Here is a 22,101-nt window from a genome sequence, read left to right as displayed (position 1 = left end):
ATTATGCCCCTCCCCGGCCGAGATCGCGCAGGGCCAGACCGATCACCCCTTGCACGGTGGTCGCCCCCAAGCCGGCGGCCCGGCTGGCCGCCCCCACCGCCTCGCTCCGCCCATAGCCAAGATTGACCAGGGCCGAGACCGCGTCGCCAAGGACATCCCCCGTCGGCCCGCCCGGCGGCCCCTCGCCGGCGGCATCGGTGCCGGCGCCGCGCGGCGGCGGGGCCGGCATTCCGCCCAGGGCGACGGCCTTGTCCTTCAACTCGCTGGCGATGCGCGCCGCCAGCTTGGGGCCGACCCCGGGCGCCCGGCCGAGGGCAGCCTTGTCGCCGGCGGCGATCGCCTGGGAAATCTGCCCGGCCGAGAGCACCGAGAGCACCGACAACGCCACCTTCGATCCCACCCCCTGCACGGTCGAGAGCAAACGGAACCAGTCGCGCTCGGCGGTTTCCAGGAAGCCGAAAAGCGAGATGTGATCCTCGCGCACCTGGGTTTCAACGACCAGGGCCACCGCTTGGCCGGGTGACGGCAGGCGGGTTAGCACCCGCGCCGGACAGAACACCAGATAGCCGACGCCGCCGACATCGATCACCGCGTGATCCTCGGCCACCGAATCGACCAGTCCCTTGAGCTTGGCGATCATCGCCCCCCTCCGGCGCGGGCCAGGGCCAGGGACAGCGCCCCCGCCCGGTAATGGGCATGACAGATGGCGATGGCCAAGGCATCGGCGGCATCAGCGGTTTCCAAGGTGGCGCCGGGCAACAGGGTGCGGATCATCATCCCCACCTGATCCTTGGCCGCTCCGCCGGTACCGACCACCGCCTTCTTGACGACACTTGGCTGGTATTCGGCCACGACGAGGCCGGCCAGGGCCGGCGCCAGCATCACCGCGCCGCGCGCCTGACCAAGCTTGAGGGTCGAGGCCGGATTGCGGTTGACGAAGGTTTCCTCGACGGCGGCCTCCACCGGCTCATAGGCTTTGAGCACGGCGACGATCCCGCCATGGAGCTGGGCCAGCCGGGCGGCCAGGGACAGGCGATCGTCGGACCGCACCACCCCATCGGCCACATGGCCGATGCGGTTGCCCGTCACCTCGATCACCCCCCAGCCGGTAATCCGCAGACCGGGATCCAGCCCCAGGAGTCTCATGCCCCCAGTTTCTCCATGATCGCGTCGTCGATCTCGTAATTGGCCGCGACCCTTTGCACATCGTCGCAGTCATCGAGGATGTCGAGGAATTTCATCAGCGCCGGCACGGTATCGGCGTCAACGGGCACCTGAACCAGCGGCTTCCAGTCAAGGCGGGCGAACTCCGGATCGCCCAGGGCCGCTTCCAGGGCCTTGGAGACGGCGTTGAGATCATCGGGCCGGCAGGTGATGTCGTGGCCATCCTCGCTCGACTGCACGTCGTCGGCCCCGGCCTCGATGCCGGCATCAAGCACGGCGTCGGCCGCCCCGGCCTTCAGCGGATAATGGATCAGGCCGACACGCTCGAAGTTGAAGGCCACCGAGCCGCTTTCGCCCATGGTGCCGCCGTTCTTGCTGAAGGCGGTCCGCACTTCCGAGGCGGTGCGGTTGCGGTTGTCGGTCAGGCATTCGACGATGACCGCCACATTGCCCGGACCATAGCCCTCGTAGCGCAGTTCCTCGAGGTTGGCCGCATCGCCGCCGCTGGTCGCCTTGTCGATCGCCCGCTGGATATTATCCTTGGGCAGCGACTGGGCGCGGGCGGCGAGAATAGCGGCGCGCAGCCGCGGATTGGCGTTCGGATCGGGTGATCCGAGCTTGGCCGAAACGGTGATTTCACGGGCCAGTTTGGTGAAAAGCTGGGCGCGCTTGGCATCCTGACCGCCTTTGCGGTGCATGATGTTCTTGAATTGGGAATGACCGGCCATCGTCGATCGCTCTATATCTCGTGGGTTGCGGGGCCTCATCCACCCACAGGGTGCGGTCCTTGGACAGGAGCCGCCCAAGCCGCGCGGGGCTTGGCGATCGTCCGCGCCGGTTTTCCGTGGTGGAGGCGGCGCACTATGGCAGGACTTCCCAGGAAAAGGAACCCCGCCACAAGGGGTTCCCCTGCCGGGGCTGGGCCTTAGCGGGCCGGCCGGGAGAAAATCCCGGGCGCTCCGGCCCCGAGTGCGACGATGATTTGCTTCGATATCAAGATTCTAGCGCGCGATCGGCATCGCCGGGGCGAGATCGCCGCCCAGGCGGACCGGCTCGCAGCGCAGGGCCAAACCGCTGCGATCATCGGTCTGGACGAAAACCCCGCAAACCGTGCCCGGACCATCGGCCGGCGTCAGGCGATCGGTGGGCGTCTTGCGGGTGAAGCGATGGACGGCCGGGCCGGGAACCATGCCGATCACCGATTGATAATCGCCGCACATGCCGGCATCGCTCATATACCCGCTGCCGCCCTTGAGCACCCGGGCATCGGCGGTCGGCACATGGGAATGGCTGCCGACCACCAGCGAGACCCGGCCGTCGCAATGGTGGCCCATCGCCATCTTTTCGCTGGTCGCCTCGGCGTGGATATCGACGATCACCGCCTGCACCGTCGCCCCCAGGCGATAGCGCGTCAGCACCTCGTCGACGGCGCGGAAGGGGCAATCAAGCGGATCCATGAACAAACGGCCCATCACCTGGATGACCAGCGCCTTGCGGCCGCGCGCCAGATCGACGACGACATGACCGACGCCGGGGGTGCCGGGGGGGAAATTGGCCGGGCGGATCAGCCGGTGCTGGCGATCGAGATAGGGCAGGATCTCGCGCTGGTCCCACACGTGATTGCCGGTGGTGACCACATCGATACCCGCCGCCAGGAACTCGTCGCAGATCTTGGTCGAAATGCCAAAGCCGTGGGCGGAGTTTTCCCCGCAGACCACCACCAGATCCAGGGCCAGATCCTTTTTCAGGCCGGGCAGCGCGTCGAGCAGCGCCGTTCGCCCCGAACGGCCGACGACATCGCCACAATAAAGGATGTTCATCGCTTCCGCTCCATATCGGGCCTCGGCCACTCGCCAAACCAGCGGACGCCGGCTTCGGTGATTACCCCGTCAAGGGGACGGTCGTGGGGTTCGACGGGCAAGGCCTCGACCTGTTGGGCGGCATAGGCGACGCCGATGGCCACCACCGGCGAACCGGCGGCGCCCAGGCCGGCCAGGGTGCGATCATAAAACCCGCCGCCCTGCCCCAGACGATGGCCGGCGTCGTCAAAAGCCAGCAACGGCACCAGCAGCCAGCTGGGGGTGACCAGTGGGGCGAGGCTCAGCGGCTGGAAGGTGCCGAGGGCGCCCTGGTCCACCGGTTCGCCCGGCGCCCAGGCGCGAAAGGCCAGGGCCGAGGCCGGGCCGACGACCACCGGCAGGGCGAGCCGGCAACCATGGGCATGAAGGGCGGCCATCAGCGGCCGCGGATCAAGCTCGCCCGCCATCGGCCAGTAACCGGCGATAATCGTCTCGTGGGGAGTGGTCAGCCGCGACAGCAGATCGGCCGCGCCGTGAAAGGCGGCGGCGCCGGCCGGCGTGGCCCGCGAAAGCGGAGCGCCGGGAGCCTTGTCGCCAGCGGCGCCGGCGGCATCGGCCAACCCCTTGCGCGTCCGCCGCGCCTGGGCCCGCAAGCCGGCCTTGACGGTGGCGAAGGAGGGGGGCGAGGACGGGGCGGAGGCGCCCCCGGAAGACGGCGGGTCGGTACCTTCCGGCTCGCTGTCCGGGAAGGGATCGGTCGGGGGCACCATGGAGAACCTTTCGGGCGGGACGCACTTACAACTTTTCCCCGCCCCCCGGCCAGGATCGGCCGGGATGGGAACGGGGAAAGGTGCGGGGCCATACCGGCCGTGGGTCGAACGACCTCCACTTGGGCCGCGGGCACTACGTGGGAGCCATGTACCCGGACCACGGTCCGGACAGGGACAGCCCCCCTCATATACGAATAGCCCCCGGGAGTGTGCTGCCTCACGCGCAGGACAGCGCCCGCAGACCTAACTTAGGGCGCTTCAAGGGTTTCGGCAATGCCTTCGACGCGGCGGGCGACGGTTTCAATGGCGGCGGCCACCCGCTCCTCGGCGCGTTCGCGCGGGCTTGGGCCGTCTTCGCCGCCGTCGATGCCAAGCGCGCTGCGCAATTCGGCCAATTCGCCGCTGACATCGGAGAGTTCGTCGGCGACCAGCAGCGAGACCATCACCAGCAACAGCCCCTCGTTGATGTGGCCGACCGAGCCGATCAGTTGCTTGCAGCGCTGATCGATATATTTTCCTAGACGGCCAAGATGGGCTTCCTGGCCGTCATCGCAGGCGATGCGGTAGGTCTTTCCATTGATGGTGACGGAAACGGTGGCCATGGGCTGGGGCGCCTTCTTCAAACGGTCGGGCTTCAAACGGTCGGGAAAGACCGAGCGGGCGGATCGGCGCCCCGTCTAGCTGCTTTCCAGAACGCCGCGCACCCGGTCGATCGCCGAGTCCAGCCGCCCCGATACGGTGCGCGACACCGTCCGCAGGTTCTCGTAATCGCTGCGCAATCCCTCAAGGTCCAGCCGCAGGGCGTGCTCGGCCTCGGCATCGATCGCCGAAGCCTCGGCCTTGGAGACAGCCGCCTCTTCCAGGCGCTCGACCGCCCGGGCCAGCCTGTCGACTGCCTGTTCGATGCGCGCGAGCTTATAGATCGCGATGTCTTTCAAGGCCGTACCCGCTCTTCCTGCAACAATGCCTTAGACTATGACGAGAAAAGGCCGAGTCGTCAATGTCGCCGCTCTTGACAACTGCGTTGCGGAACTTCCCCGATGGCGGATGATGTCAAAGCCCCCCTTCCCCGATCCGCCCAACGCCCCCTCGCCCACCCCCTGGGTGGAGATCACAACCCGGGGCCATCTCCGCGCCGCCGCCGCCGCGGTGATCGCCGCCGCCCGCCCTTTGGTCGCCGTCACCCCCGCCGGATCGATCGACCGCCTGGGCCCGGGCTGGCTGGCCGCCTTATCCGCCGGCCTCTGCCTTCCGCCCGCCCTGCTCACCCTGGTCGATTGCGGCGGCCGGGCCGGTTGGGCCCAGGCGGCCCTGGCCCTTGGCCTTGATATCGTCGCCCCCGAGCTGGCGCCGGCGGCGCGGCCCCGGCTGGCGGCCCTGGCCGACCAGCTTGGGCGACGGGTGCTGTTTCACCGCCCCCCGGCCCTTGATCTTGGCCCCCTTGCCGATGCCGAAGCCGCCTGCCTGCGGCTGCTGTTGCCAGACGGGCCCGGCTGACGCATGGTGAGGCTCCCTTAACCGCCTTTCGGCCAGACCTTTTTGGAATCCGCCCCGTGTCCGATCCCGCTTGCCGCCTTTATCTGATCACCCCGCCACGCCTGGACGACTGGGCCGCCTTCGCCGAGACCTTGAAGCGGACCCTGGCCGCCGGGGATGTCGCCTGCCTGCAGCTGCGCATGAAGGACGAAAGCGACGACGCCATCCGCCGGGCCGTCGCGGCGATCCGTCCGGTCTGCCATGGCGCCGATGTGGCGCTGCTGCTCAACGACCGACCCGACCTCGCCAAGGAAACCGGCTGCGACGGCGTTCACGTCGGCCAAACCGACGCGTCTTACGCCCAGGCCCGCGCCATCGTCGGCGCCGACGCCATCGTCGGCGTCACCTGCCACGACAGCCGCCATCTGGCGATGATCGCCGGCGAAGCCGGGGCCGATTACGTGGCCTTCGGCGCCTTCTTCCCCTCCACCACCAAGGAACCGCCGACCCAGGCCGATCCCGAGATCCTGCGCTGGTGGAGCGAGATGATGATCGTTCCCTCGGTGGCCATCGGCGGCATCACCGTGGAAAACTGCGCGCCCCTGGTGGAAACCGGCACGGATTTTTTGGCCGTGTGCAATGGCGTCTGGGGCCACGCCGAGGGCCCGGAGGCCGCCGTCCGCGCCTTCGTCCGCGTCATCGCCGAGGTCTACGCCCAGCCGGACTAACAGACCGGTGGTGAATCAAAGCGTCGTCGCGATCGGCTTCGCCTCGCCCTCGGATTCGCCCGCAGCGCAAGTCTTTGCCCGCTTTGCCATGAATGGCCCGGAAAAGCCCTGAAAAGGCGCCTTTCCGGGCCATTGTTTCGCCTGAAATACCAGCCATACACGGGGATCGGGCAAGAACGACGACGGAACGCCGCCCTTGGCCGGGAAGGCCTTGAACCCGAGCCCCGATCTGTGACTTTATACTTTCTTTATATCCTCGCGTCGGCGGTCACCGACGCCGGGACAAGGTCAACCGACCTTTAGGACGACCCCGCAGACTCGACTTTTGAGACGACGACGCCCTTTCGGGTGGTGGCACGCCGTGGGCGCCGCCCTTAAGGCCGACTCGCCGCCCGCGACTTCCGTGGAGGACGTATGGAAATGGACACGATGTTCCTGGCCATTCTGATCGGCGCCGGGCTCATCGGGATTTCGGTGGTCACCAGCCTGATTTCCTTTCGCGTGGGAGCGCCGCTGCTGCTGGTGTTCCTCGGCGTCGGCCTGTTGGCCGGCCAGGATGGCATCGGCGGCATCGTCTTCAACGATAGTGGCACCGCCTATTTCATCGGCTCGCTGGCTTTGGCCGTCATCTTGTTTGACAGCGGCTTTTCCACCCGACTCCAAACCTTTCGGCTGGCCGCCGCCCCCTCCATCGTGCTCGCCACCCTCGGCGTGGCGCTGACCACGGCGCTGGTCGCCATTCCCAGCCACTCCCTGCTCGGCCTCAGTTGGGAGGAATCGGCGTTGATGGGGGCGGTCGTCGGATCGACCGACGCGGCGGCCGTCTTCTTTTTGCTGCGCGTCGGCGGCATCTTGATCCGCGACCGGGTGCGCGCCACCCTCGAGGTCGAATCGAGCACCAACGACCCGATGGCGATCTTTCTGACGATCACCCTGGTTGAACTGGCCTCGGCGGGGGGCTTTTCCGGCGAGGCCCTGTCGTGGGGCCTGGGGCTCGCCTTCGTGCGCCAGATGGGGCTGGGACTGCTCTGCGGCTGGATCGGCGGCCATCTTCTGGTGGTGGGCATCAACCGCCTGCGCCTGGAACCGGCGCTTTACCCCATTCTCGGGCTGGCGCTCGCCCTGTTCCTGTTCGCCGCCGTCTCGATGGTCGACGGCAGCGGCTTCCTGGCCATCTATGTCGCGGGCATGGTCATGGGCAATCGCAAGATGCGCGGCGGCCCGGCCCTGCGCCGCTTCCAGGAGGCGCTCACCTGGCTGGCCCAGATGACGATGTTCCTGACCCTTGGCCTGTTCGCCAGCCCGTCGACCTTTATCGACGTCGCCCTGCCCTCGGTGCTGATCGGCTTGTTCCTGGTCTTCGTCGCCCGGCCGGTGGCCGTCTGGCTCTGCCTGCTGCCCTTTGGCTATGATCGCAACGAAACCGCCTTCGTCGCCTGGGTCGGCCTGCGCGGCGCGGTGTCGATCCTGCTGGCCATCTTGCCGATCGCCGCCGGACTTGAACACGCCCAGGAGATGTTCAACGCCGCCTTCATCGTCGTCGTCACCTCGCTGTTGCTCCAGGGCTGGACCATCCGGCCGATGGCGCGCTGGCTGGGGCTGGTGGTGCCGCCCCGGTTGGGGCCGGTTGATAAGGTCGAATTGCAACTGCCCTATGGCGGCGACCATGAACTGCTGGTCTACCGCATCGCCAAGGGCAGCCCGGTGGCCGAGGGCGAGCGCATTCCGCGCTGGGCCCGTCCGTCGCTGGTGGTGCGCGACGGCCGGTCGATGAAGGTGCTCGATTCCGGCCGGCCCCAGCCCGGCGACCATGTCTATATCTTCTCGGCGCCCCGCCATGGGGCCCTGCTCGACCGGCTGTTCGCCCGCCCGACGGCGCTCAGTCCGGCCGACGAGGCCTATTTCGGCGATTTCTCCCTTGATGCCAGCCGTACCATGGGCGAACTCGCCACCCTTTACGGCATCAAGGTTCCCGAGGGCGCCCAGGATACCGCCGTCGGCGAATGGCTGACCCAGCGCCTGGGCGGCGCCCCGGCGCGCGGCGATCGCGTGGTCTTGCCGCCGATCGAGATCATCGTGCGCGAGATGGACAACAGCACCGATGTCATCCGCACCATCGGCCTGTCGCTTGATCCGGGCGAGGGCCGGCCGCGCCGGGTGCCGATGTTCCACAACGCCCGCGACATCATCGGCAGCGTCCGCGACTGGCGCGCCGCCCGCCGCCGCTTCGCCGCCAAAAACAGCTGACCGGGGTTCAGGGATCGGCGACCGGCGCCCAGAGGACATCGTCGATGGCGTCGGCCCCGGTGCACAGCATGACCAGCCGGTCGAAGCCCAGGGCGATGCCGCTGCACGGCGCCAAGCCCTGGTCGAGGGCCTCGAGGAAGTCGCCGTCGATCGGATAGCGCTCGCCATAGAGCGCCTCCTTGACGTCCATGTCATGGGTGAAGCGGGCGCGCTGCTCGGCGGCGTCGGTCAACTCGCCAAAGGCGTTGGCCAGTTCCAGGCCGCCGACATAAACCTCGAAGCGCTCGGCCAGCCGGGGATCGTCGTCCTTGCGCCGCGACAGGGCGGCCATGCAGGCCGGATAATCGTAAAGGATACAAGGACGCTCGTGGCCCAGGCGGTGCTCGACCCGGTCAAGGACGATGCGGAAGAACACGTCTTCGAAGCGGTCGTTTGGCGAACAGGCGATGCCGATCGCCCGGGCGGCCTCGGCCAGGGCGCCGGCGTCGGGCTCCAGCGCGTTGCCGCTGATCGCCACCCCGGCATCAAGGGCGCCAAGCAGATCGATGCCGGCATACCGCTCCAGGGCTTGCGCCACGCTCAGGCGTTCCCAGGGACCGAAGGGATCGGCCGCCGCGTCGCCCCACACCAAACGCTCGGCGCCGGTCGCCCGGGCGACGGCGCGCACCAGATCCTCGGTCTCGGCCATCAGCGCCTCATAGCTCATCGCGCTGCGATACCATTCAAGCATGGTGAACTCGGGATGATGGGTCGGGCCGCGCTCGCCGTTGCGAAAGACATGGGCCAGTTGGAAGATCGCCGTCTCGCCGGCGGCCAGGATCTTCTTCATGGCGAATTCGGGCGAGGTATGAAGCCGCAGCGTCGCCCGCCCCTGATCGAAGGGCTTTTCCAAGGTGGTGGCGAAGGCGCGCAGATGGGGTTCCAGGCCGGGGCTGATCTGCAGCGCCGGGGTATCGACCTCGATGCAGCCGCTTTCGCCAAGAAAGGCGCGGATCGCCGCCGCCGCCCGGGCCCGGGCCAGCAGAAAAGGCCGTCGCCGCGCATGGGAGTCGGGGTGGAACCACGGGGGGGAGATCGGGGGCATCGGGGGACTCCTGAAAGGGCTGGAAGGCCAGTTGCGCCCTGAGGGGAAGCCTGATAGGGTCCGCCCCTTCCGAAACGCAAGAGATTTGTTCGGGACTATCCCCACATGAAAATGCAAGCCAACCAGATCCGGCCTGGCCAGGTGCTGGAACACCAGGGTAAGCGCTGGACCGTCTTGAAGATCCAGCTCATCCAGCCAGGTAAGGGTGGCGCCTTTATCGCGGTCGAGATGCGCGATGTCGACAGCGGCAACAAAACCAACGAACGCTGGCGGACCGCCGATACGGTGGAACGCCTCGAAGTCCGTGAAATCGACTGCCAGTATCTGTTCAAGGACGATACGGGCTACACCTTCATGGACAAGGAAACCTTCGAGCAGTTCTCGATGGCCGCCGACGCCCTGGGTGAACAGGCCGGCTTCCTTCAGGAAAGCATGGAGGTCACCGTCGATTGCATCGAAGGATCGCCCGTTTCGGTCAACCTGCCCAGTCAGGTGATCTTGCAGGTGGTTGAAGCCGATGCGGTGGTGAAGGGGCAGACCGCCTCGTCCTCCTACAAGCCCGGCCTGCTGGAAAACGGCATGAAGGTCATGATCCCGCCGTTTATCGAAGCCGGTACCCGGATCGTGGTCAGCACCGTCGATTGCAGCTATATCGAACGCGCGAAGTAACGCCGCCCGTTCGCGACCACCGAAGACCGGCCGCGCCGACGCGCGTTGGCCGGTTCTTTCCTTTTTGCGCCCTTTGCGGCGCGTGACCGTTTCGCGCCCCTTTTTCGCGCCTGACAGCCCCCGATAGCTAAGGACCCCGCCATGGCCATTCGTTCCGCCCTCATGAACGTGATGCTCATCGCCGTTAAAAAGGCGGCAAAGGGACTGGTCCGCGACTTCGGCGAGCTGGAAAACCTCCAGGTCTCGCGCAAGGGGCCAAGCGATTTCGTCAGCAACGCCGACCTCAAGGCCGAAAAGATCCTGAAGGCCGAGTTGCGCAAGGCCCGCCCGGCCTATTCCTTCCTGATGGAGGAAAGCGGCGCCGAGGACGGGGCCGATACCAGCCGGCGCTGGATCGTCGATCCCCTGGACGGCACCACCAATTTCCTGCACGGCATTCCCCATTTCGCCATTTCCGTCGCCCTTGAGGAAAAGGGCGAGATCGTCGCCGGGGTGATCTACAACCCGATCCTCGACGAGCTTTACACCGCCGAAAAGGGCAATGGCGCTTTCGTCAACGACCGCCGCCTGCGCGTTTCGGGGCGCCGCGATCTGGCCGAGAGCCTGTTTGCCACCGGCATTCCCTTTCAGGGCAAGGGCGGCCACGCCCGCTTCCTTGGCCAGCTCGCCAAGGTCATGGCCAAGACCTCGGGCGTGCGGCGCATCGGCGCCGCCTCGCTCGATCTCGCCTATGTCGCCGCCGGCCGCGTCGATGGCTATTGGGAAGAAGGCCTTCATCCCTGGGATTGCGCCGCCGGGATCTTGCTGGTCAAGGAAGCCGGCGGCTATGTCACCACCCTGGACGGCAAGCCCGACCCCCTGCGCCAGGGCAGCCTGCTGGCTGCCAATCCGCTGATGCATCCCCTTCTAGGCGAATTACTGGCCGAAGAGTAAGCGCCCCACGGGTTGCCCGCTCGGACCACCGTGATATAGTACGGGCAAATCCGACTCGGGCGGTGGCTGATCGCCGCCCCGTCGGGCGGCAACTCCCTGGGAGGTTTCCCGTGCATCACGAGGCCCGCAAAATTCCGCGCCCGGCCGTTCTGACCGCTCTCGCCCTGCTCTTTGGCGCGGCGACATCGGTGGCGAACGCCCAGTCCTTCGTCTATGCCGGAACATCCAGTCCCTCCGACCCCTATGCCTATCTGAACGATCTGTCGATGCCCCACGGCGTGACCGTGAACATGGGCGCCCTCGATCAGATCGGCAAAGACGGCCTGAAGATGCCCGACGGCCATTATCCGACCTCGCGGGGGCCACAGGGCGCGCAGGGCGCCGAAGGGGGCGACGCCCCGGTTTCCCAGGCCTTCCTTCCCGGGCGCAGCGGCGGCCATAGCGTCGCGCCGCCCCCGCGCAAGGCCGCGCCGCAAAAGGCCGTTCAGGCCAAGCCCGCGACCGCCAAACCCGCCGCCGCCCGTCCGCAGAAAGCCGAAAAGCCCGCGGCCGTCCGCCCGGTCGCCGTCAGCAAGCGTGGCGAAGACCTGCCGCCGTCGGAAGGACTGACGCGGAGCGCGCCGTCCCCCCGCCCGGCCCCGCCACCACCCTCGCCGGTCGAACCCGTTCCCGCCCCCCAGCCGGTCGCCGTCGCTCCGCGGAAGGCCGCCGAGCCCGTCGTGGCCAAGCCGGCCGAGCCGGTGATGGCGAAGCCCGTTGAACCGGTCATGGCGAAGCCGGCCGAGCCGGTGGCGGTGAAGCCGGTTGAACCGGTCGTGGCGAAGCCGGCCGAACCCGTGATGGCGAAGCCCGCCGAACCGGTGGTGGCGAAGCCCGCCGAGCCGGTGGTGGCGAAGCCGGCCGAACCCGTGATGGCGAAGGCCGAGCCGGTGGTGAAACCGCCGCCCCAGCCGACCAAGGAACGCGTCACCCTGGTTTCGCCCTCGCAGATCGTCCGGCCAAGCGCTCCGGTTTCTCTGGTCGGTCCGACGGACGAGGTTCCCAGCACGGTCGCGGTGGCGCCGAGCAAGCCCCCCGCCACCAGCCAACGCATCGCCTTGAGCACCGGCGGCGTTCCCATTCGCACCGAAGAACCGGCCCCGGCGGCGCCCCCGCGCGCCGCCAGTGCCCCGGCTGCCCAGACCGCGCCCCAGGCCGCACCGCCGACGCCGGCGGTCAAGCCCGCCCCCCAGGCGGCGGCCCCGGCCGCCAGCCCCGCCGCACCGCCGCCCCAGCAGCTTGCCGCCCGCACGGCGCCGGCCCAGGCCGATGGCGGCATGGCCATCCGCTTCGCCAGCGGCACCGCCGATCTTCCCGCCAGCGCGGCCGGCGAGCTTGACGCCGTCGTCCGCTCGCTGACCGACGATCCGACCCGCCGGGTGGTGCTTCAAGCCTATGCCACCGCCGACGCCTCGGGGGGAGCCAATCGGGCCAAGCGCCTGTCGCTGACCCGGGCGTTGAACGTTCGCGCCTATTTGATGGACAAAGGCGTGCGCAGCCCCAGCATCGAGGTGCGGGCGATGGGCGACCAGGGGGGCGGCACCGCCGACCGGGTGGATATCCGGGTTACCCCTTAAGCCCCTCCCTTTGAAAAAGGCACTGTCGCGATCATGGCCAAGCGGGACGGCGGGACTTGAAAATGATGGAAGAATCCCGACATCCCCGCTGTGGGTGTGGGTCTTTCACGCCCCTGTCGCCCGTGCCATTTCCTGAAAAAAGCCCAAGATCATGGGGTGGGATCGCCGCCGGAGCCCCCTGTCTCCGGGGGGCCCTTCCCTCCCGCCGTCCCCTGTCCCACCCCGCCCCGCCCTCCATCAACCGGACGCCACGATGAGACGACCGCGCCGCTTCCTGCTCCGCATGGCCTTGTTCCTCGTCGCCGTGGGAGCGGTGGCGGCCGTTCTCGGCCCGTCGATGGCCCGCTTCTTCATGGCCAATCCGGCGCTCAACAGCCTGATTCTGGGCGTCGGGCTGATCGGCGTCATCCTTAATTTCCGCCATGTCACCAGCCTGGAACCCGAGGTTCGCTGGATCACCGCCTTCAGCCAGGGCAAGGCCTCGGTTTCCTCGGCTGAAATGCCGCGCCTGCTCGCCCCGATGGCGACCATGCTGGCCGAACACAAGGAGCGCGGCCGCGAGCGCGGTCGCCTGACGCTCTCGGCCCCGGCGGCGCGCTCGCTGCTCGATGGCATCGCCGCCCGCCTTGACGAAAACCGCGAGACCTCGCGCTATTTCATCGGGCTGATGGTGTTTCTCGGCCTTCTGGGCACCTTCTGGGGCCTGTTGGGCACGGTGGGGGCCATCGCCAATGTCATCACCACCCTGACCATCAGCAGCGACGATATGACCCGGGTCTTCGCCGACCTCAAATCGGGTCTGGAAGCGCCGCTGGGCGGCATGGGCACGGCCTTTTCCTCGTCGCTGTTCGGCCTTGCCAGCTCCCTGGTGCTGGGTTTTCTCGACCTGCAGGCCGGACAGGCCCAAAACGCCTTTTACAACGGCTTGGAAGACTGGCTTTCCAAGCAGACCCGCCTGGGCACGGGAGGATCGTTGGGCGAGGGCGAACAATCGGTGCCGGGCTATATTCAGGCGCTTCTTGAAAAAACCGCCGACAGCCTGGACGACCTTCAGCGCACCATCGTGCGCGGCGAAGAAAACGCCATGGCCACCAATGTCCAGATTCGCGACATGGCCGAAACCATGGCGACGCTGACCGATCAGATGCGCACCGAACAGGCGGTGCTGCTCAAGCTCGCCGAGACCCAGGCCGATCTGCGGCCGGTGCTCGCCCAGCTTTCCGAGTCGCTGGCCTCGGGCGCCAAGCCCGCCGCCGCCGAGGATCCGCTGTCGGGGGTGGCCGGCCATGTCCGCAACATGGACGCGGCGGTGACCTATATGGCCAATCAGATGGTTCAGGGGCGCGAACAACTGCTGAAGGAACTGCGCGCCGAGATCAAGATGCTCGCCCGCACCATCGCCGCCACCGCCGCCCCCGGGACCTCGGGCCTGGGTGGTGGTGGCGGCCCGTCCATGCCGCCGCCGCGCGGCGAGCGCTGAGCAAGGCGCCCGCCGATGGCCGGATTATCGCGCAGACGCCAGAGGGTTTTCGATATCTGGCCGGGATTCGTCGACGTGCTGTCGACGCTGCTGATCATCGTCATGTTCGTGCTGATGGTCTTCGTCCTCGCCCAGTTCTTTCTCGGGCAGGCGCTGTCGGGGCGGGACGCCGCCCTTGACCGCCTGGGCCGTCAGCTTTCCGATATGGCCGACATGCTTTCGCTGGAACGCCAGGGCAACGAGGAGATGCGGCTGTCGCTGTCGCAGCTTTCGGGCCAGTTGCGCGATGCCAATGCCCGCGCCGAATCCCTGGCCGCCCAGGTGCGCGAGGTCGATGACACCAAATTTGAAAACAGCCGCCTGCGCGATCAATTGGCCGGGGTGGCCAAGCTTGAACAAGACGTGGCGGCGCTGAAGGCCCTGCGCGCCGAGTTGGAGGCCGAGGTCGCCCGGTTGGGCGGCCAGTTGGGCGAAAAAGAGGGGCAGATCGCCGCGGAACGGACGCTGTCCGAAGAGGCCCGCGCCCACGCCGCCCTGCTCAACGCCCAGCTTGAACAGCTTCAGGCCCAGCTTGGCGCCATCCAGCAGGCCCTTGACGCCAGCGAGGCCCGCTCGGCCGAGCAAAAGGTGGTGATCGCCGATCTCGGCACCCGGCTCAATGCCGCCCTGGCCGAAAAGGTCCAGGAGCTTCAGCGCTACCGCTCGGAGTTCTTCGGCCGTCTGCGCGAGGTTCTGGGGGCGCGCGAGGATGTGCGCATCGTCGGCGACCGCTTCGTCTTCCAGTCCGAGGTGCTGTTCCCCAGCGGCTCCAGCCAGCTTCAGCCCGCCGGCCAGGATACCCTGGCCAGCCTCGCCACCACCTTGATGGCGATCGCCGCCCGCATCCCGGGCGATGTCGATTGGATCTTGCGCGTCGATGGTCACACCGATCGCCGGCCGATCAACACCGCCGCCTTCCAATCCAACTGGCAGCTTTCGGCGGCGCGGGCGATTTCGGTGGTGAATTTCCTGATCGAGCGCGGCGTGCCGCCCGAGCGTTTGGCCGCCGCCGGCTTCGGCGAATATCAGCCGATCGATCCCGGACAGAGCGACGAGGCCTTGGCCCGCAATCGCCGGATCGAATTGAAACTTGATCAGCGCTGACGGCGCCCAAGCAATCGAAGACCGCCGATCGGCGCGCCGGGCGGTATTTGCCTTGCGCCCCCCCCGGGGCTTCTGTATAAGGGCCGCTCGTTTCGCGGGAGACTTAGGCGATGAAGAAAGACATTCACCCGGACTATCACGACATCACCGTCGTGATGACCGATGGCAGCGAGTTCGTTACTCGCTCCACCTACAAGGGCGAGAGCCTGCGTCTTGACATCGATCCGAAGTCCCATCCGGCTTGGACCGGTGTGCACCGCCTGATCGACAGCGGTGGGCAGCTTGCCAAGTTCAACAAGAAGTTCGCCGGTTTCGGCCTGAAGAAGTAAGACCCGGCAGTCTTCGGGATTCGGATCCCGTCAAAAAACGGCGACCCCCATGGGGTTGCCGTTTTTGCGTTTGAGGTCGTCGCCGGCAGCACGACCCAAGGGGCCAGATCAAACCGCGCCGAACGCGACCCCTTTGATGCGGATAATTTGATTCATATTCAATGGATTAGGGCGGAAATGGCCTAGAAAACCGCTCCTTTCTTGTCGGCTCGCCACTCCGAAGGCGCCCTCCTGGCGTTTTCAGTGGCCTTCGTGGCGAAGACGGCTTTACTCTGGGGCGACACAGCCAAAAGACGGTCAGCGCCCCGGCGCGCCGCCCTCCGGAGAAGATCCTGTCGCCATGGCCTCTATGACCCACTACGAGGTTTACCTGATGGAGCTGCGCGGCGATTGGTCGCTGCAGCAGCGCTACGTCAGCAGCGAGCGCCAGGAGGCGATCGACGAAGCCAAGCGCTTGGAAGCCGAGCTTAATCTGCCGACCAAGGTGGTGCGCGAGCTGTTCAATCCGCAAAGCGGCATGGCCGAGGAACAGGTCGTTTACATCAGCCCCAAGGCCCGGGAACTGCGCGAGCGCGCGATGCGCCGGGCCGGACCGCACGCCGCCGGCGGCGGTCCCGACTCGTGGGTCAGCTCCCGGGGCGAGAAGGCGAAGGCCAAGGGCAAAGCCCCCGCCACCTCGCTCAGCGACCTGATGGCCCGCATGATTCTGGTGGTGACGGCCAGCCTGATCCTGGCGGGCATCGGCGGTTGGTTGGCCCCCTCGCTGCTGTCGGCCCTGAGCCTGACCACCGGCGGCGGGCCGGCCAGCGGCAATATGCGCGGGGTGATGGTCGGGGTTTTCCTGTTCCTGTTCACGGTGAGTTTTCTGGTGATCGGCCGCAAGCTGATCCCTTACGCCGAAATCCTGTCGCGGCCGAAGAAGACCAAGCCGATCGAGGAGGCGATCGGCCAGCGCCCCGATATGGCGCCCGGCGCCCACCTTGCCCCGCCGCCCAAGGCCGCAACGAGCGAAGAGGCGCTGTCGAGCATCGATCCGGTCGCCTTGATGGAGGATATGGGGCCGATCCCGGTTCCGCCGCCGCCAACCGAGCCCGAGCAAAAGATCCCCGCGGCCCAGTCGCGCAAGGCCCGGAAGAAAGCCGCCGAGGCCCGCGCCGCCGAGGAGGAGGCCGAGCGACGCCGGCGCGAGAACCAGGATTTCCAAGAGCACGACGCCCGCGAGATGGCGGCGCGCGAAAAGGAAAAGCGCGCGAAAGAGGCCGAAGCGCGCAAAGCCGCCGAGAAGGAGGCCGAGGACAAAGCCGCCGCCGAGAAGGAGGCTGAGGAAAAAGCCGCCGAACAGGCCAAGGCCGCCGAAACCCTCGCGGCCGAAGACATCGCCTCCGAGCCCCCCGCCTCCTCGCCCGAGCAGGACCGCCTGCGGCTGACCGCCCTGAGTTTTCTGGGCGAGATGGTGGCGGCGCTAAAGGTCAGCCATCCCCAGCTCGATGTTTATGACCGCTTCGGCATCAATCTGTTCCTGGCCGGCGCCTGCGAGACGCTGGTGGCGGGGAACGATCTGAGCGGATCGGCCAAGCCCGCCCTGCTGCGCGAAATGCTTGGGGTGATGGGCACCCGCCCGGCCCTGGCCCTGATGTTCTCCGACAAGCTCGATGAATATCTGATGGAGCCGCGCTACATGCAGATGCTCCAGGCCGGACGCCAGGCCATGGGGATGAAGCTGGCGGGCGGTGGGGAGCCCTTCGCCCCCCTGCCGCAGTTGATGGCCGACTGGCGCGCCCCCCAGGCCGCCCGGCCGGCGACGGCGAGCACGGTGGCCATCGTCTTTACCGATATGGTCGGCTCGACCGATATCAACGCCCGCTTCGGCGACCGCCACAGTCACGAGATCACCCGCGTTCATAACGCCATCGTCCGCGCCGCGCTGGGCCGTTTCGACGGCCGCGAGGTCAAACATACGGGTGATGGCATCATGGCCACCTTCCCCGTGGTCTCCCAGGCGGTCGAGGCGATGATCGAGGTGCAAAAGGCCCTGGCCGAACACAACCGCATCGCCCCCGACCTGCGCCTTGATTTGCGCGTCGGCATCAATGCCGGCGAGCCTTTGGTCGACGAGAACGACTACCACGGCCTGTCGGTCACCCTGGCCGCCCGCCTCTGCGCCCAGGCCCAAGGCGGCGAGGTGCTGTGCTCGGGCGTGGTCCGCGACCTCGCCCAGGGCAAGGATCTGACCTTCCGCGATCGCGGTCAGGTCATGCTCAAGGGCATCGGCGAACCGCAAAGGCTGTTCGAGGCCGTCTGGCGGGACGCCGACGCCCCCTCTCCCCCTCCCCCTCCCCCTCCCCCCGCCGAAGAACCCGCCGCTTTCAAGGAAACGCCTTGATCCTCAAGGCGATAGCCTTTGGCCGCCCCCCTCTCGCCCTTTGATTTTTCTCCCTTGACAAGACAGGGCGGGATTCCAAAATAAGACTCGTGAACGGCCCCTTCTGGGGCGTTCATCCGGGAACGGTGCCGCTTGAGCGGGCTGTTGCCTATCAAGGACAGGTCCGCTCCCGGTGGATCGGTCGGGGTTTTAACGCGACCCTCGTGGTGCGTTGCCCCTCATGTCGCTCATTGGAGGATATGATCATGCGTACATTCGACCTTGCCCCCCTGCATCGTTTCGCCATCGGCTTTGACAATGTCAGCCGGCTTCTTGATGCGGCGGCCCGCCTCGACGATCAGTCGGTGGCCTACCCCCCCTATAACATCGAGAAGACGGGCGAAAGCGCCTATCGCATCACCATGGCCGTGGCCGGCTTTGGCGAAAGCGATCTGGATGTGGTCGTGCAGGAAAACACCCTGGTGATTTCCGGCAAGCAGGATAAGGGCGCCGAGCCCGAAGTTGGCCAGTTCCTGCATCGCGGCATCGCCGGCCGGGCTTTTGAACGCAAGTTCGAGCTGGCCGACCACATCAAGGTGACCGGCGCGGCCCTGGTGAACGGCCTGCTGCATATCGACCTCGTGCGCGAAGTGCCCGAGGAGAAGCAGCCGCGCAAGATCGCCATCGCCAGCACCCAGGCCGAAAGCCCGAAGGTGATCGAGAACAAGGCGGCCTAAAGCGAAAGCGCCGCTCCACAGGCGGCCAAGCCTCAAGAACGATCCCTTGATGTCGGGGATGCGGGTTCGTCACGGACCCGCATCCCTTTTTATTTGGGCTTTTTCAGCCGATCCACAGGCCTTCGACCCGCACCTGCAGCGTATCGCCGATACGGTTGACGTAATTGACCAGCCCGCTATGGCGCCATTGCAGCATGCACAGGCGGGGCTGGAAGTAATAGCGCATGCCGATGCGGATCGGCACCCGGGTCTCGGTGATCAGCCCCTCATAGCCTTCGGCGATGTAATAACCAAGATCCTTGAAACCCTTCTCGCGGGCGCCAAGCGGACCGGTGACGCACCAGACGATCACCCCGGTGCGCTTATCGACCTCGACCGCCACCCCGCAATGGGTGATCGGGCAGCCGCAGGACATGCCAAGGGGGCGGCCGATCAGGATATCGCCGACCTCGATCTCAAGCTCGCGGGTCAGCAAGGGGTTATGGGGCAGGATGATTTCGCGCGGGCCCGGCTCCTCGGGGAAATGCTCGAGAAAGAAATCGAACTCGCGGTCCAGGGTATCACGCCAGACCGTCTCGGGCCGGGCGGTGAGCAGATCAACGCTGGACGCGGCGCCGCCACACGCGCCGCCGCACACCGGCTGGGCGGGCCGGCGACCGACCGCCGGGCCTTCGGCCTCGAGGCTGGCGGCGCTCAGCGGCAGGCAGCGCTTGATCAGATCGGGGTGCCCGGCCGAGCGTTCGGCCAATTCGGCGCAGGTGCGAAATCCACAAACGCCGCAGTTCTTGCCGGGCAGATCCTCGGCGCGCAGGGGCTGAAGAGAAGTCATGGTTCGGTCCTTATCTCGGCCGTATCAAAGCAGTCGATGGGAGTCAGGAAGTGGCGAAGCGGCGGGTGGAGATCGATCGCAGCTCGCCCACGACCCGGGGCAGAACCTCAAGGAAGCGCTCGATCTCGGCCGCCGTGGTGAAGCGCCCCAGGGTCACGCGCAGTGATCCGCGCGCCTGAAAGGCGTCCAACCCCATCGCCTGAAGAACGTAGGAGGGCTCGGCGACCCGATGGGCGCTGCAGGCGCTGCCGCTCGATACGGCGATGCCTTCCTGATCAAGGGCCATCAGCAGGCGGATGGCCTCGCCCTCCTGGCCGGCGAAGCCAAGGCACAGGTGGCCGGGCAAGCGTTCGCTGGGATGGCCAAGCAGATAGGCGTTGGGCAGGCGCCGGGTGACCTCGGCGAGGATGTGATCGCGCAAGACCCGCAGGCGATCGGCCTCGGCCGCGCCTTCGGCCAGGGCGATCTCGGCCGCCTTGCCAAAGCCGACGATGGCCGCGACATTTTCGGTGGCCGAGCGCAAGCCGCGTTCCTGGCCGCCGCCATGGATGATCGGATGGAGCGCGACGCCCGGGCGCAGATAAAGCGCCCCCACCCCCTTGGGCCCGTGCAGCTTGTGGGCCGACAGCGAGAGCATGTCGACGGGCAGGGTGCGAACATCGATCGCCACCTTGCCCGCCGCCTGGATGGCGTCGGTGTGAAACAGCGCGCCGTTCTCGTGGGCCACCTGCCCCAGGTCTTCCAGCGCCTGAAGGGTGCCGACCACATTATTGGCCGCCATCACCGAGACCAGGGCGATAGCGGGGCGGCGGGCGAAGGCCAGGGCCAGACGGTCGGGATCGACCGTTCCCTGGCCGTCAACCGGCACGATCTCGAGCGCCGCGCCCCGGCGTTCCACAGCCCGGGCCGGGGCCAGAACCGCCGGATGCTCGATCGCCGAGACCGCCAAGGCGAAGTCCTGGCTTTCGCGGGCCTCATAGCTGCCCAAAATCGCCAGATTATCGGCCTCGGTGCCGCTGGCGGTGAAGACGATGTCCTCGGGCCGGGCGCCGATCAGGGCGGCGACCTGGGCGCGCGCGGTCAGCACGGCGGCGCGCGCCTCGCGGCCGACGGTGTGCAGGCTGGAGGGGTTGCCATAGATCCCGCCGAGAAAGGGGATCATCGCCTCGACCACCCGGGGATCGGCCGGCGTGGTGGCACTATGATCGAGATAGACGACGGACATGTCATTCCCCCCGATAGAAAGTCTGGTTCTCCAGCGAGCGCACCACGCCGAAATGGGCCTTCCAGCCGATCTCCTTCTTGCCGACGCAGATCGTGCAGGTGCCCACGGGCGGATTGCCGCGCAGGGACAAGGTGGCGTCGACATCGGGCGTCGCCTGGATCTGATCGACCAAAGGATCGATGCCGATGCCATGAAGGGCATTGGCCTCGCGGATGCGCACCCCCGGCGCCACATCCTGAATGCGGGCGCGGAACACCTCGCGTTCGGCCTGGGAAATGCGGTCGATCTTGGTGACGACGGCGACATCGGCCAGCGACAGCATCGGCCCGACCTTGAGCGGCAGGTTCATGCCGCTGGTCGCTTCGAGCACGATGACGCCAAGGCCGCCATCGACATAGGGCGAGCAGCGCAGGCATAACCCGGCGGTCTCGACCAGCAGAACGTCGGCTCCCTGACGCCCCGCCCACTCCAGGGCCTCGCCTAGCACCATCACCGTGCAATGGTCGGGGCACAGATCGCCCGAATAGGTCTTGCGGGTGGGGATGGCGAATTCGCGGGCGAACTGTTCGTCCTCCTCGGCGTATTGCACATCGATCTTGAGAAAGGCCGGCTTGAACCCCCGACCGATCAGCTTGCCGATGGCATGACGGAGCACCGCCGTCTTGCCGGTGGTCGCCGGCCCGGCGCAGATGACCAGTTTCATGCGGCGTCTCCCAGATCGGTGACGGACACCCGCTCGCCGCCGCGGATGCTGTCGCGCAACCGCGACAGCATGTCATCAAGGCGGGCGACCTGGGGGGCCAGGGCCTTTTCGTGATCGTCGGTGACCAGCACGCTTTCGATGCGACCGCCGCGCATGACGATGCGGTAATCCGACAACAGGGCGATGCGCGGATCATGGGTGACGAACAGGAAGATCTTGCGGTGTTGGCGCAGCAGTTCCAGCGCCCGACTGCGGTGAATGCCGGCGTTCTCGACCTCGTCAAGCAGAACGATCGGCGTATCGCAGATCAGCGTCGCATCGGCGATCAGCAGGGCCCGGGTCTGCCCGCCCGATAGTTCGGTCATGCGCAGGCCCGGCGCCACCGGCTCGCCGGTCAACTGGTTGGCGAAGTCCAAGGTGGCGGCCACCAGATCATCGACCCGGCCGCCGCCGGCCTTGCGGATGCGGGCGTGGGTCTGCAAGAAGACATCGACCGGCAGATCCGACAAAAAGGTGGTGTGCTGGGTGATCAGGGCGATGGGATTGCGCGCCGGATCATCGCGATAGGCCGTCGGCGCCCGCTCGCCATTGATCAGCACCCGCCGCCCGGTCGGCGTATCGGCATTGGCGAACAGTTCGATATCGTTGATCAGGGTGGTTTTGCCCGATCCGGTGGGACCGACGATGCTGACCACATCGCCCATCGCCAGATCCAGCCGCGCCACGGCGTCGGCCCGCCCGTCCCGCCCCTGCCCGCCGAGGATGGTTATCCGCTCGATCATCGGTCGCTTTCTCTCCCTGGAAATC

23 protein-coding genes are annotated in these 22,101 nt (G+C 67.2%); 11 read left to right on the top strand and 12 right to left on the bottom strand.

Going from position 1 to position 22,101, the window contains the following annotated elements; all coding sequences use genetic code 11:
• Position 1: 1 nt before the first annotated feature.
• The 7 genes from ruvA to RRU_RS05650 all read right to left on the bottom strand — a co-directional run bounded on the left by ruvA (position 2) and on the right by RRU_RS05650 (position 4,671).
• Positions 2-640, bottom strand: coding sequence for a Holliday junction branch migration protein RuvA (gene ruvA / locus RRU_RS05680; protein ID WP_011388843.1), 639 nt, complete (start codon positions 638-640; stop codon positions 2-4).
• Complete coding sequence (ruvC, locus tag RRU_RS05675) at positions 637-1,146, bottom strand: crossover junction endodeoxyribonuclease RuvC (protein ID WP_011388842.1); 510 nt, start codon at positions 1,144-1,146, stop codon at positions 637-639. Before ruvC ends, ruvA begins: the two co-directional genes overlap by 4 nt.
• Positions 1,143-1,892 carry a YebC/PmpR family DNA-binding transcriptional regulator gene (locus RRU_RS05670; RefSeq protein WP_011388841.1) on the bottom strand — a complete coding sequence of 250 codons (750 nt, stop codon included), beginning with the start codon at positions 1,890-1,892 and terminating at the stop codon, positions 1,143-1,145. The genes ruvC and RRU_RS05670 overlap by 4 nt, the downstream gene beginning before the upstream one ends.
• Positions 1,893-2,165: 273 nt before the next feature.
• Complete coding sequence (locus tag RRU_RS05665; RefSeq protein WP_011388840.1) at positions 2,166-2,984, bottom strand: TIGR00282 family metallophosphoesterase; 819 nt, start codon at positions 2,982-2,984, stop codon at positions 2,166-2,168.
• A complete protein-coding gene (locus RRU_RS05660) occupies positions 2,981-3,733 on the bottom strand; it encodes a 5-formyltetrahydrofolate cyclo-ligase (RefSeq protein WP_011388839.1) in 753 nt (250 codons plus the stop codon). Before RRU_RS05660 ends, RRU_RS05665 begins: the two co-directional genes overlap by 4 nt.
• Positions 3,734-3,981: 248 nt before the next feature.
• Complete coding sequence (locus RRU_RS05655) at positions 3,982-4,335, bottom strand: cell division protein ZapA (RefSeq protein WP_011388838.1); 354 nt, start codon at positions 4,333-4,335, stop codon at positions 3,982-3,984.
• Between the two features lie 75 nt (positions 4,336-4,410).
• A complete protein-coding gene (locus tag RRU_RS05650; protein ID WP_011388837.1) occupies positions 4,411-4,671 on the bottom strand; it encodes a hypothetical protein in 261 nt (86 codons plus the stop codon).
• Positions 4,672-4,780: 109 nt separating this feature from the next.
• Between RRU_RS05650 and RRU_RS05645 the strand changes: the two genes are divergently transcribed.
• The 3 genes from RRU_RS05645 (at position 4,781) to RRU_RS05635 (ending at position 8,184) form a co-directional block, all read left to right on the top strand.
• Complete coding sequence (locus RRU_RS05645) at positions 4,781-5,230, top strand: hypothetical protein (protein WP_014626093.1); 450 nt, start codon at positions 4,781-4,783, stop codon at positions 5,228-5,230.
• Between the two features lie 56 nt (positions 5,231-5,286).
• A complete protein-coding gene (gene thiE, locus RRU_RS05640) occupies positions 5,287-5,937 on the top strand; it encodes a thiamine phosphate synthase (RefSeq protein WP_011388835.1) in 651 nt (216 codons plus the stop codon).
• A gap of 420 nt (positions 5,938-6,357) precedes the next feature.
• On the top strand, positions 6,358-8,184 hold the full coding sequence (locus RRU_RS05635) for a potassium/proton antiporter (protein WP_014626092.1): 1,827 nt from the start codon (positions 6,358-6,360) through the stop codon (positions 8,182-8,184).
• Positions 8,185-8,191: 7 nt separating this feature from the next.
• Here the strand turns inward: RRU_RS05635 and epmA are convergent, their stop codons facing one another.
• Entirely contained in the window at positions 8,192-9,268 is a 1,077-nt protein-coding gene (epmA, locus tag RRU_RS05630; protein ID WP_011388833.1) for an EF-P lysine aminoacylase EpmA, read from the bottom strand.
• Positions 9,269-9,373: 105 nt separating this feature from the next.
• Here epmA and efp point away from each other — a divergent pair, with 105 nt between their 5' ends.
• The 8 genes from efp (at position 9,374) to RRU_RS05590 (ending at position 18,537) form a co-directional block, all read left to right on the top strand.
• Positions 9,374-9,937: an elongation factor P gene (gene efp, locus RRU_RS05625; protein ID WP_011388832.1), complete on the top strand. Its 564-nt coding sequence runs from the start codon at positions 9,374-9,376 to the stop codon at positions 9,935-9,937.
• A 141-nt stretch (positions 9,938-10,078) separates the two neighbouring features.
• The gene (locus tag RRU_RS05620) at positions 10,079-10,870 is read left to right on the top strand and encodes an inositol monophosphatase family protein (protein WP_011388831.1); all 792 of its coding nucleotides are present in this window, start codon (positions 10,079-10,081) and stop codon (positions 10,868-10,870) included.
• Positions 10,871-10,980: 110 nt separating this feature from the next.
• A complete protein-coding gene (locus RRU_RS05615) occupies positions 10,981-12,486 on the top strand; it encodes an OmpA family protein (protein ID WP_011388830.1) in 1,506 nt (501 codons plus the stop codon).
• 253 nt (positions 12,487-12,739) lie between these two features.
• On the top strand, positions 12,740-13,966 hold the full coding sequence (locus RRU_RS05610) for a hypothetical protein (protein ID WP_042440088.1): 1,227 nt from the start codon (positions 12,740-12,742) through the stop codon (positions 13,964-13,966).
• 15 nt (positions 13,967-13,981) lie between these two features.
• Positions 13,982-15,109 carry a peptidoglycan -binding protein gene (locus tag RRU_RS05605; protein WP_011388828.1) on the top strand — a complete coding sequence of 376 codons (1,128 nt, stop codon included), beginning with the start codon at positions 13,982-13,984 and terminating at the stop codon, positions 15,107-15,109.
• Positions 15,110-15,219: 110 nt separating this feature from the next.
• Positions 15,220-15,438, top strand: a complete 219-nt coding sequence (gene rpmE, locus RRU_RS05600; RefSeq protein WP_011388827.1) for a 50S ribosomal protein L31 — start codon at positions 15,220-15,222, stop codon at positions 15,436-15,438.
• Between the two features lie 340 nt (positions 15,439-15,778).
• Positions 15,779-17,821: an adenylate/guanylate cyclase domain-containing protein gene (locus tag RRU_RS05595; RefSeq protein ID WP_011388826.1), complete on the top strand. Its 2,043-nt coding sequence runs from the start codon at positions 15,779-15,781 to the stop codon at positions 17,819-17,821.
• Between the two features lie 245 nt (positions 17,822-18,066).
• Positions 18,067-18,537 (top strand): Hsp20 family protein, encoded by a 471-nt coding sequence (locus RRU_RS05590; protein WP_011388825.1) that lies wholly within the window; start codon positions 18,067-18,069, stop codon positions 18,535-18,537.
• Between the two features lie 103 nt (positions 18,538-18,640).
• Here the strand turns inward: RRU_RS05590 and RRU_RS05585 are convergent, their stop codons facing one another.
• The 4 genes from RRU_RS05585 to RRU_RS05570 are packed head-to-tail and all read right to left on the bottom strand — an operon-like array spanning position 18,641 to position 22,076.
• Entirely contained in the window at positions 18,641-19,366 is a 726-nt protein-coding gene (locus tag RRU_RS05585) for a (Fe-S)-binding protein (RefSeq protein ID WP_011388824.1), read from the bottom strand.
• Positions 19,367-19,409: 43 nt separating this feature from the next.
• Complete coding sequence (locus tag RRU_RS05580; protein WP_011388823.1) at positions 19,410-20,591, bottom strand: cysteine desulfurase family protein; 1,182 nt, start codon at positions 20,589-20,591, stop codon at positions 19,410-19,412.
• Position 20,592: 1 nt separating this feature from the next.
• Positions 20,593-21,294 carry a GTP-binding protein gene (locus RRU_RS05575; protein WP_011388822.1) on the bottom strand — a complete coding sequence of 234 codons (702 nt, stop codon included), beginning with the start codon at positions 21,292-21,294 and terminating at the stop codon, positions 20,593-20,595.
• On the bottom strand, positions 21,291-22,076 hold the full coding sequence (locus RRU_RS05570; RefSeq protein WP_011388821.1) for an ATP-binding cassette domain-containing protein: 786 nt from the start codon (positions 22,074-22,076) through the stop codon (positions 21,291-21,293). Before RRU_RS05570 ends, RRU_RS05575 begins: the two co-directional genes overlap by 4 nt.
• Positions 22,077-22,101: the final 25 nt, after the last annotated feature.

Source organism: Rhodospirillum rubrum ATCC 11170, assembly GCF_000013085.1.
Taxonomy (GTDB): Bacteria; Pseudomonadota; Alphaproteobacteria; order Rhodospirillales; family Rhodospirillaceae; genus Rhodospirillum; species Rhodospirillum rubrum.
This window is presented reverse-complemented; position numbering and strand designations above follow the sequence as displayed.

Coding starts and splice junctions, on each gene's coding strand:
- ruvA (WP_011388843.1), bottom strand. CDS start 640: ATGATCGCCAAGCTCAAGGGACTGGTCGATTCGGTGGCCGAGGATCAC.
- ruvC (WP_011388842.1), bottom strand. CDS start 1,146: ATGAGACTCCTGGGGCTGGATCCCGGTCTGCGGATTACCGGCTGGGGG.
- RRU_RS05670 (WP_011388841.1), bottom strand. CDS start 1,892: ATGGCCGGTCATTCCCAATTCAAGAACATCATGCACCGCAAAGGCGGT.
- RRU_RS05665 (WP_011388840.1), bottom strand. CDS start 2,984: ATGAACATCCTTTATTGTGGCGATGTCGTCGGCCGTTCGGGGCGAACG.
- RRU_RS05660 (WP_011388839.1), bottom strand. CDS start 3,733: ATGGTGCCCCCGACCGATCCCTTCCCGGACAGCGAGCCGGAAGGTACC.
- RRU_RS05655 (WP_011388838.1), bottom strand. CDS start 4,335: ATGGCCACCGTTTCCGTCACCATCAATGGAAAGACCTACCGCATCGCC.
- RRU_RS05645 (WP_014626093.1), top strand. CDS start 4,781: ATGATGTCAAAGCCCCCCTTCCCCGATCCGCCCAACGCCCCCTCGCCC.
- RRU_RS05635 (WP_014626092.1), top strand. CDS start 6,358: ATGGACACGATGTTCCTGGCCATTCTGATCGGCGCCGGGCTCATCGGG.
- epmA (WP_011388833.1), bottom strand. CDS start 9,268: ATGCCCCCGATCTCCCCCCCGTGGTTCCACCCCGACTCCCATGCGCGG.
- efp (WP_011388832.1), top strand. CDS start 9,374: ATGAAAATGCAAGCCAACCAGATCCGGCCTGGCCAGGTGCTGGAACAC.
- RRU_RS05620 (WP_011388831.1), top strand. CDS start 10,079: ATGGCCATTCGTTCCGCCCTCATGAACGTGATGCTCATCGCCGTTAAA.
- RRU_RS05610 (WP_042440088.1), top strand. CDS start 12,740: ATGAGACGACCGCGCCGCTTCCTGCTCCGCATGGCCTTGTTCCTCGTC.
- RRU_RS05605 (WP_011388828.1), top strand. CDS start 13,982: ATGGCCGGATTATCGCGCAGACGCCAGAGGGTTTTCGATATCTGGCCG.
- rpmE (WP_011388827.1), top strand. CDS start 15,220: ATGAAGAAAGACATTCACCCGGACTATCACGACATCACCGTCGTGATG.
- RRU_RS05595 (WP_011388826.1), top strand. CDS start 15,779: ATGGCCTCTATGACCCACTACGAGGTTTACCTGATGGAGCTGCGCGGC.
- RRU_RS05590 (WP_011388825.1), top strand. CDS start 18,067: ATGCGTACATTCGACCTTGCCCCCCTGCATCGTTTCGCCATCGGCTTT.
- RRU_RS05585 (WP_011388824.1), bottom strand. CDS start 19,366: ATGACTTCTCTTCAGCCCCTGCGCGCCGAGGATCTGCCCGGCAAGAAC.
- RRU_RS05580 (WP_011388823.1), bottom strand. CDS start 20,591: ATGTCCGTCGTCTATCTCGATCATAGTGCCACCACGCCGGCCGATCCC.
- RRU_RS05575 (WP_011388822.1), bottom strand. CDS start 21,294: ATGAAACTGGTCATCTGCGCCGGGCCGGCGACCACCGGCAAGACGGCG.
- RRU_RS05570 (WP_011388821.1), bottom strand. CDS start 22,076: ATGATCGAGCGGATAACCATCCTCGGCGGGCAGGGGCGGGACGGGCGG.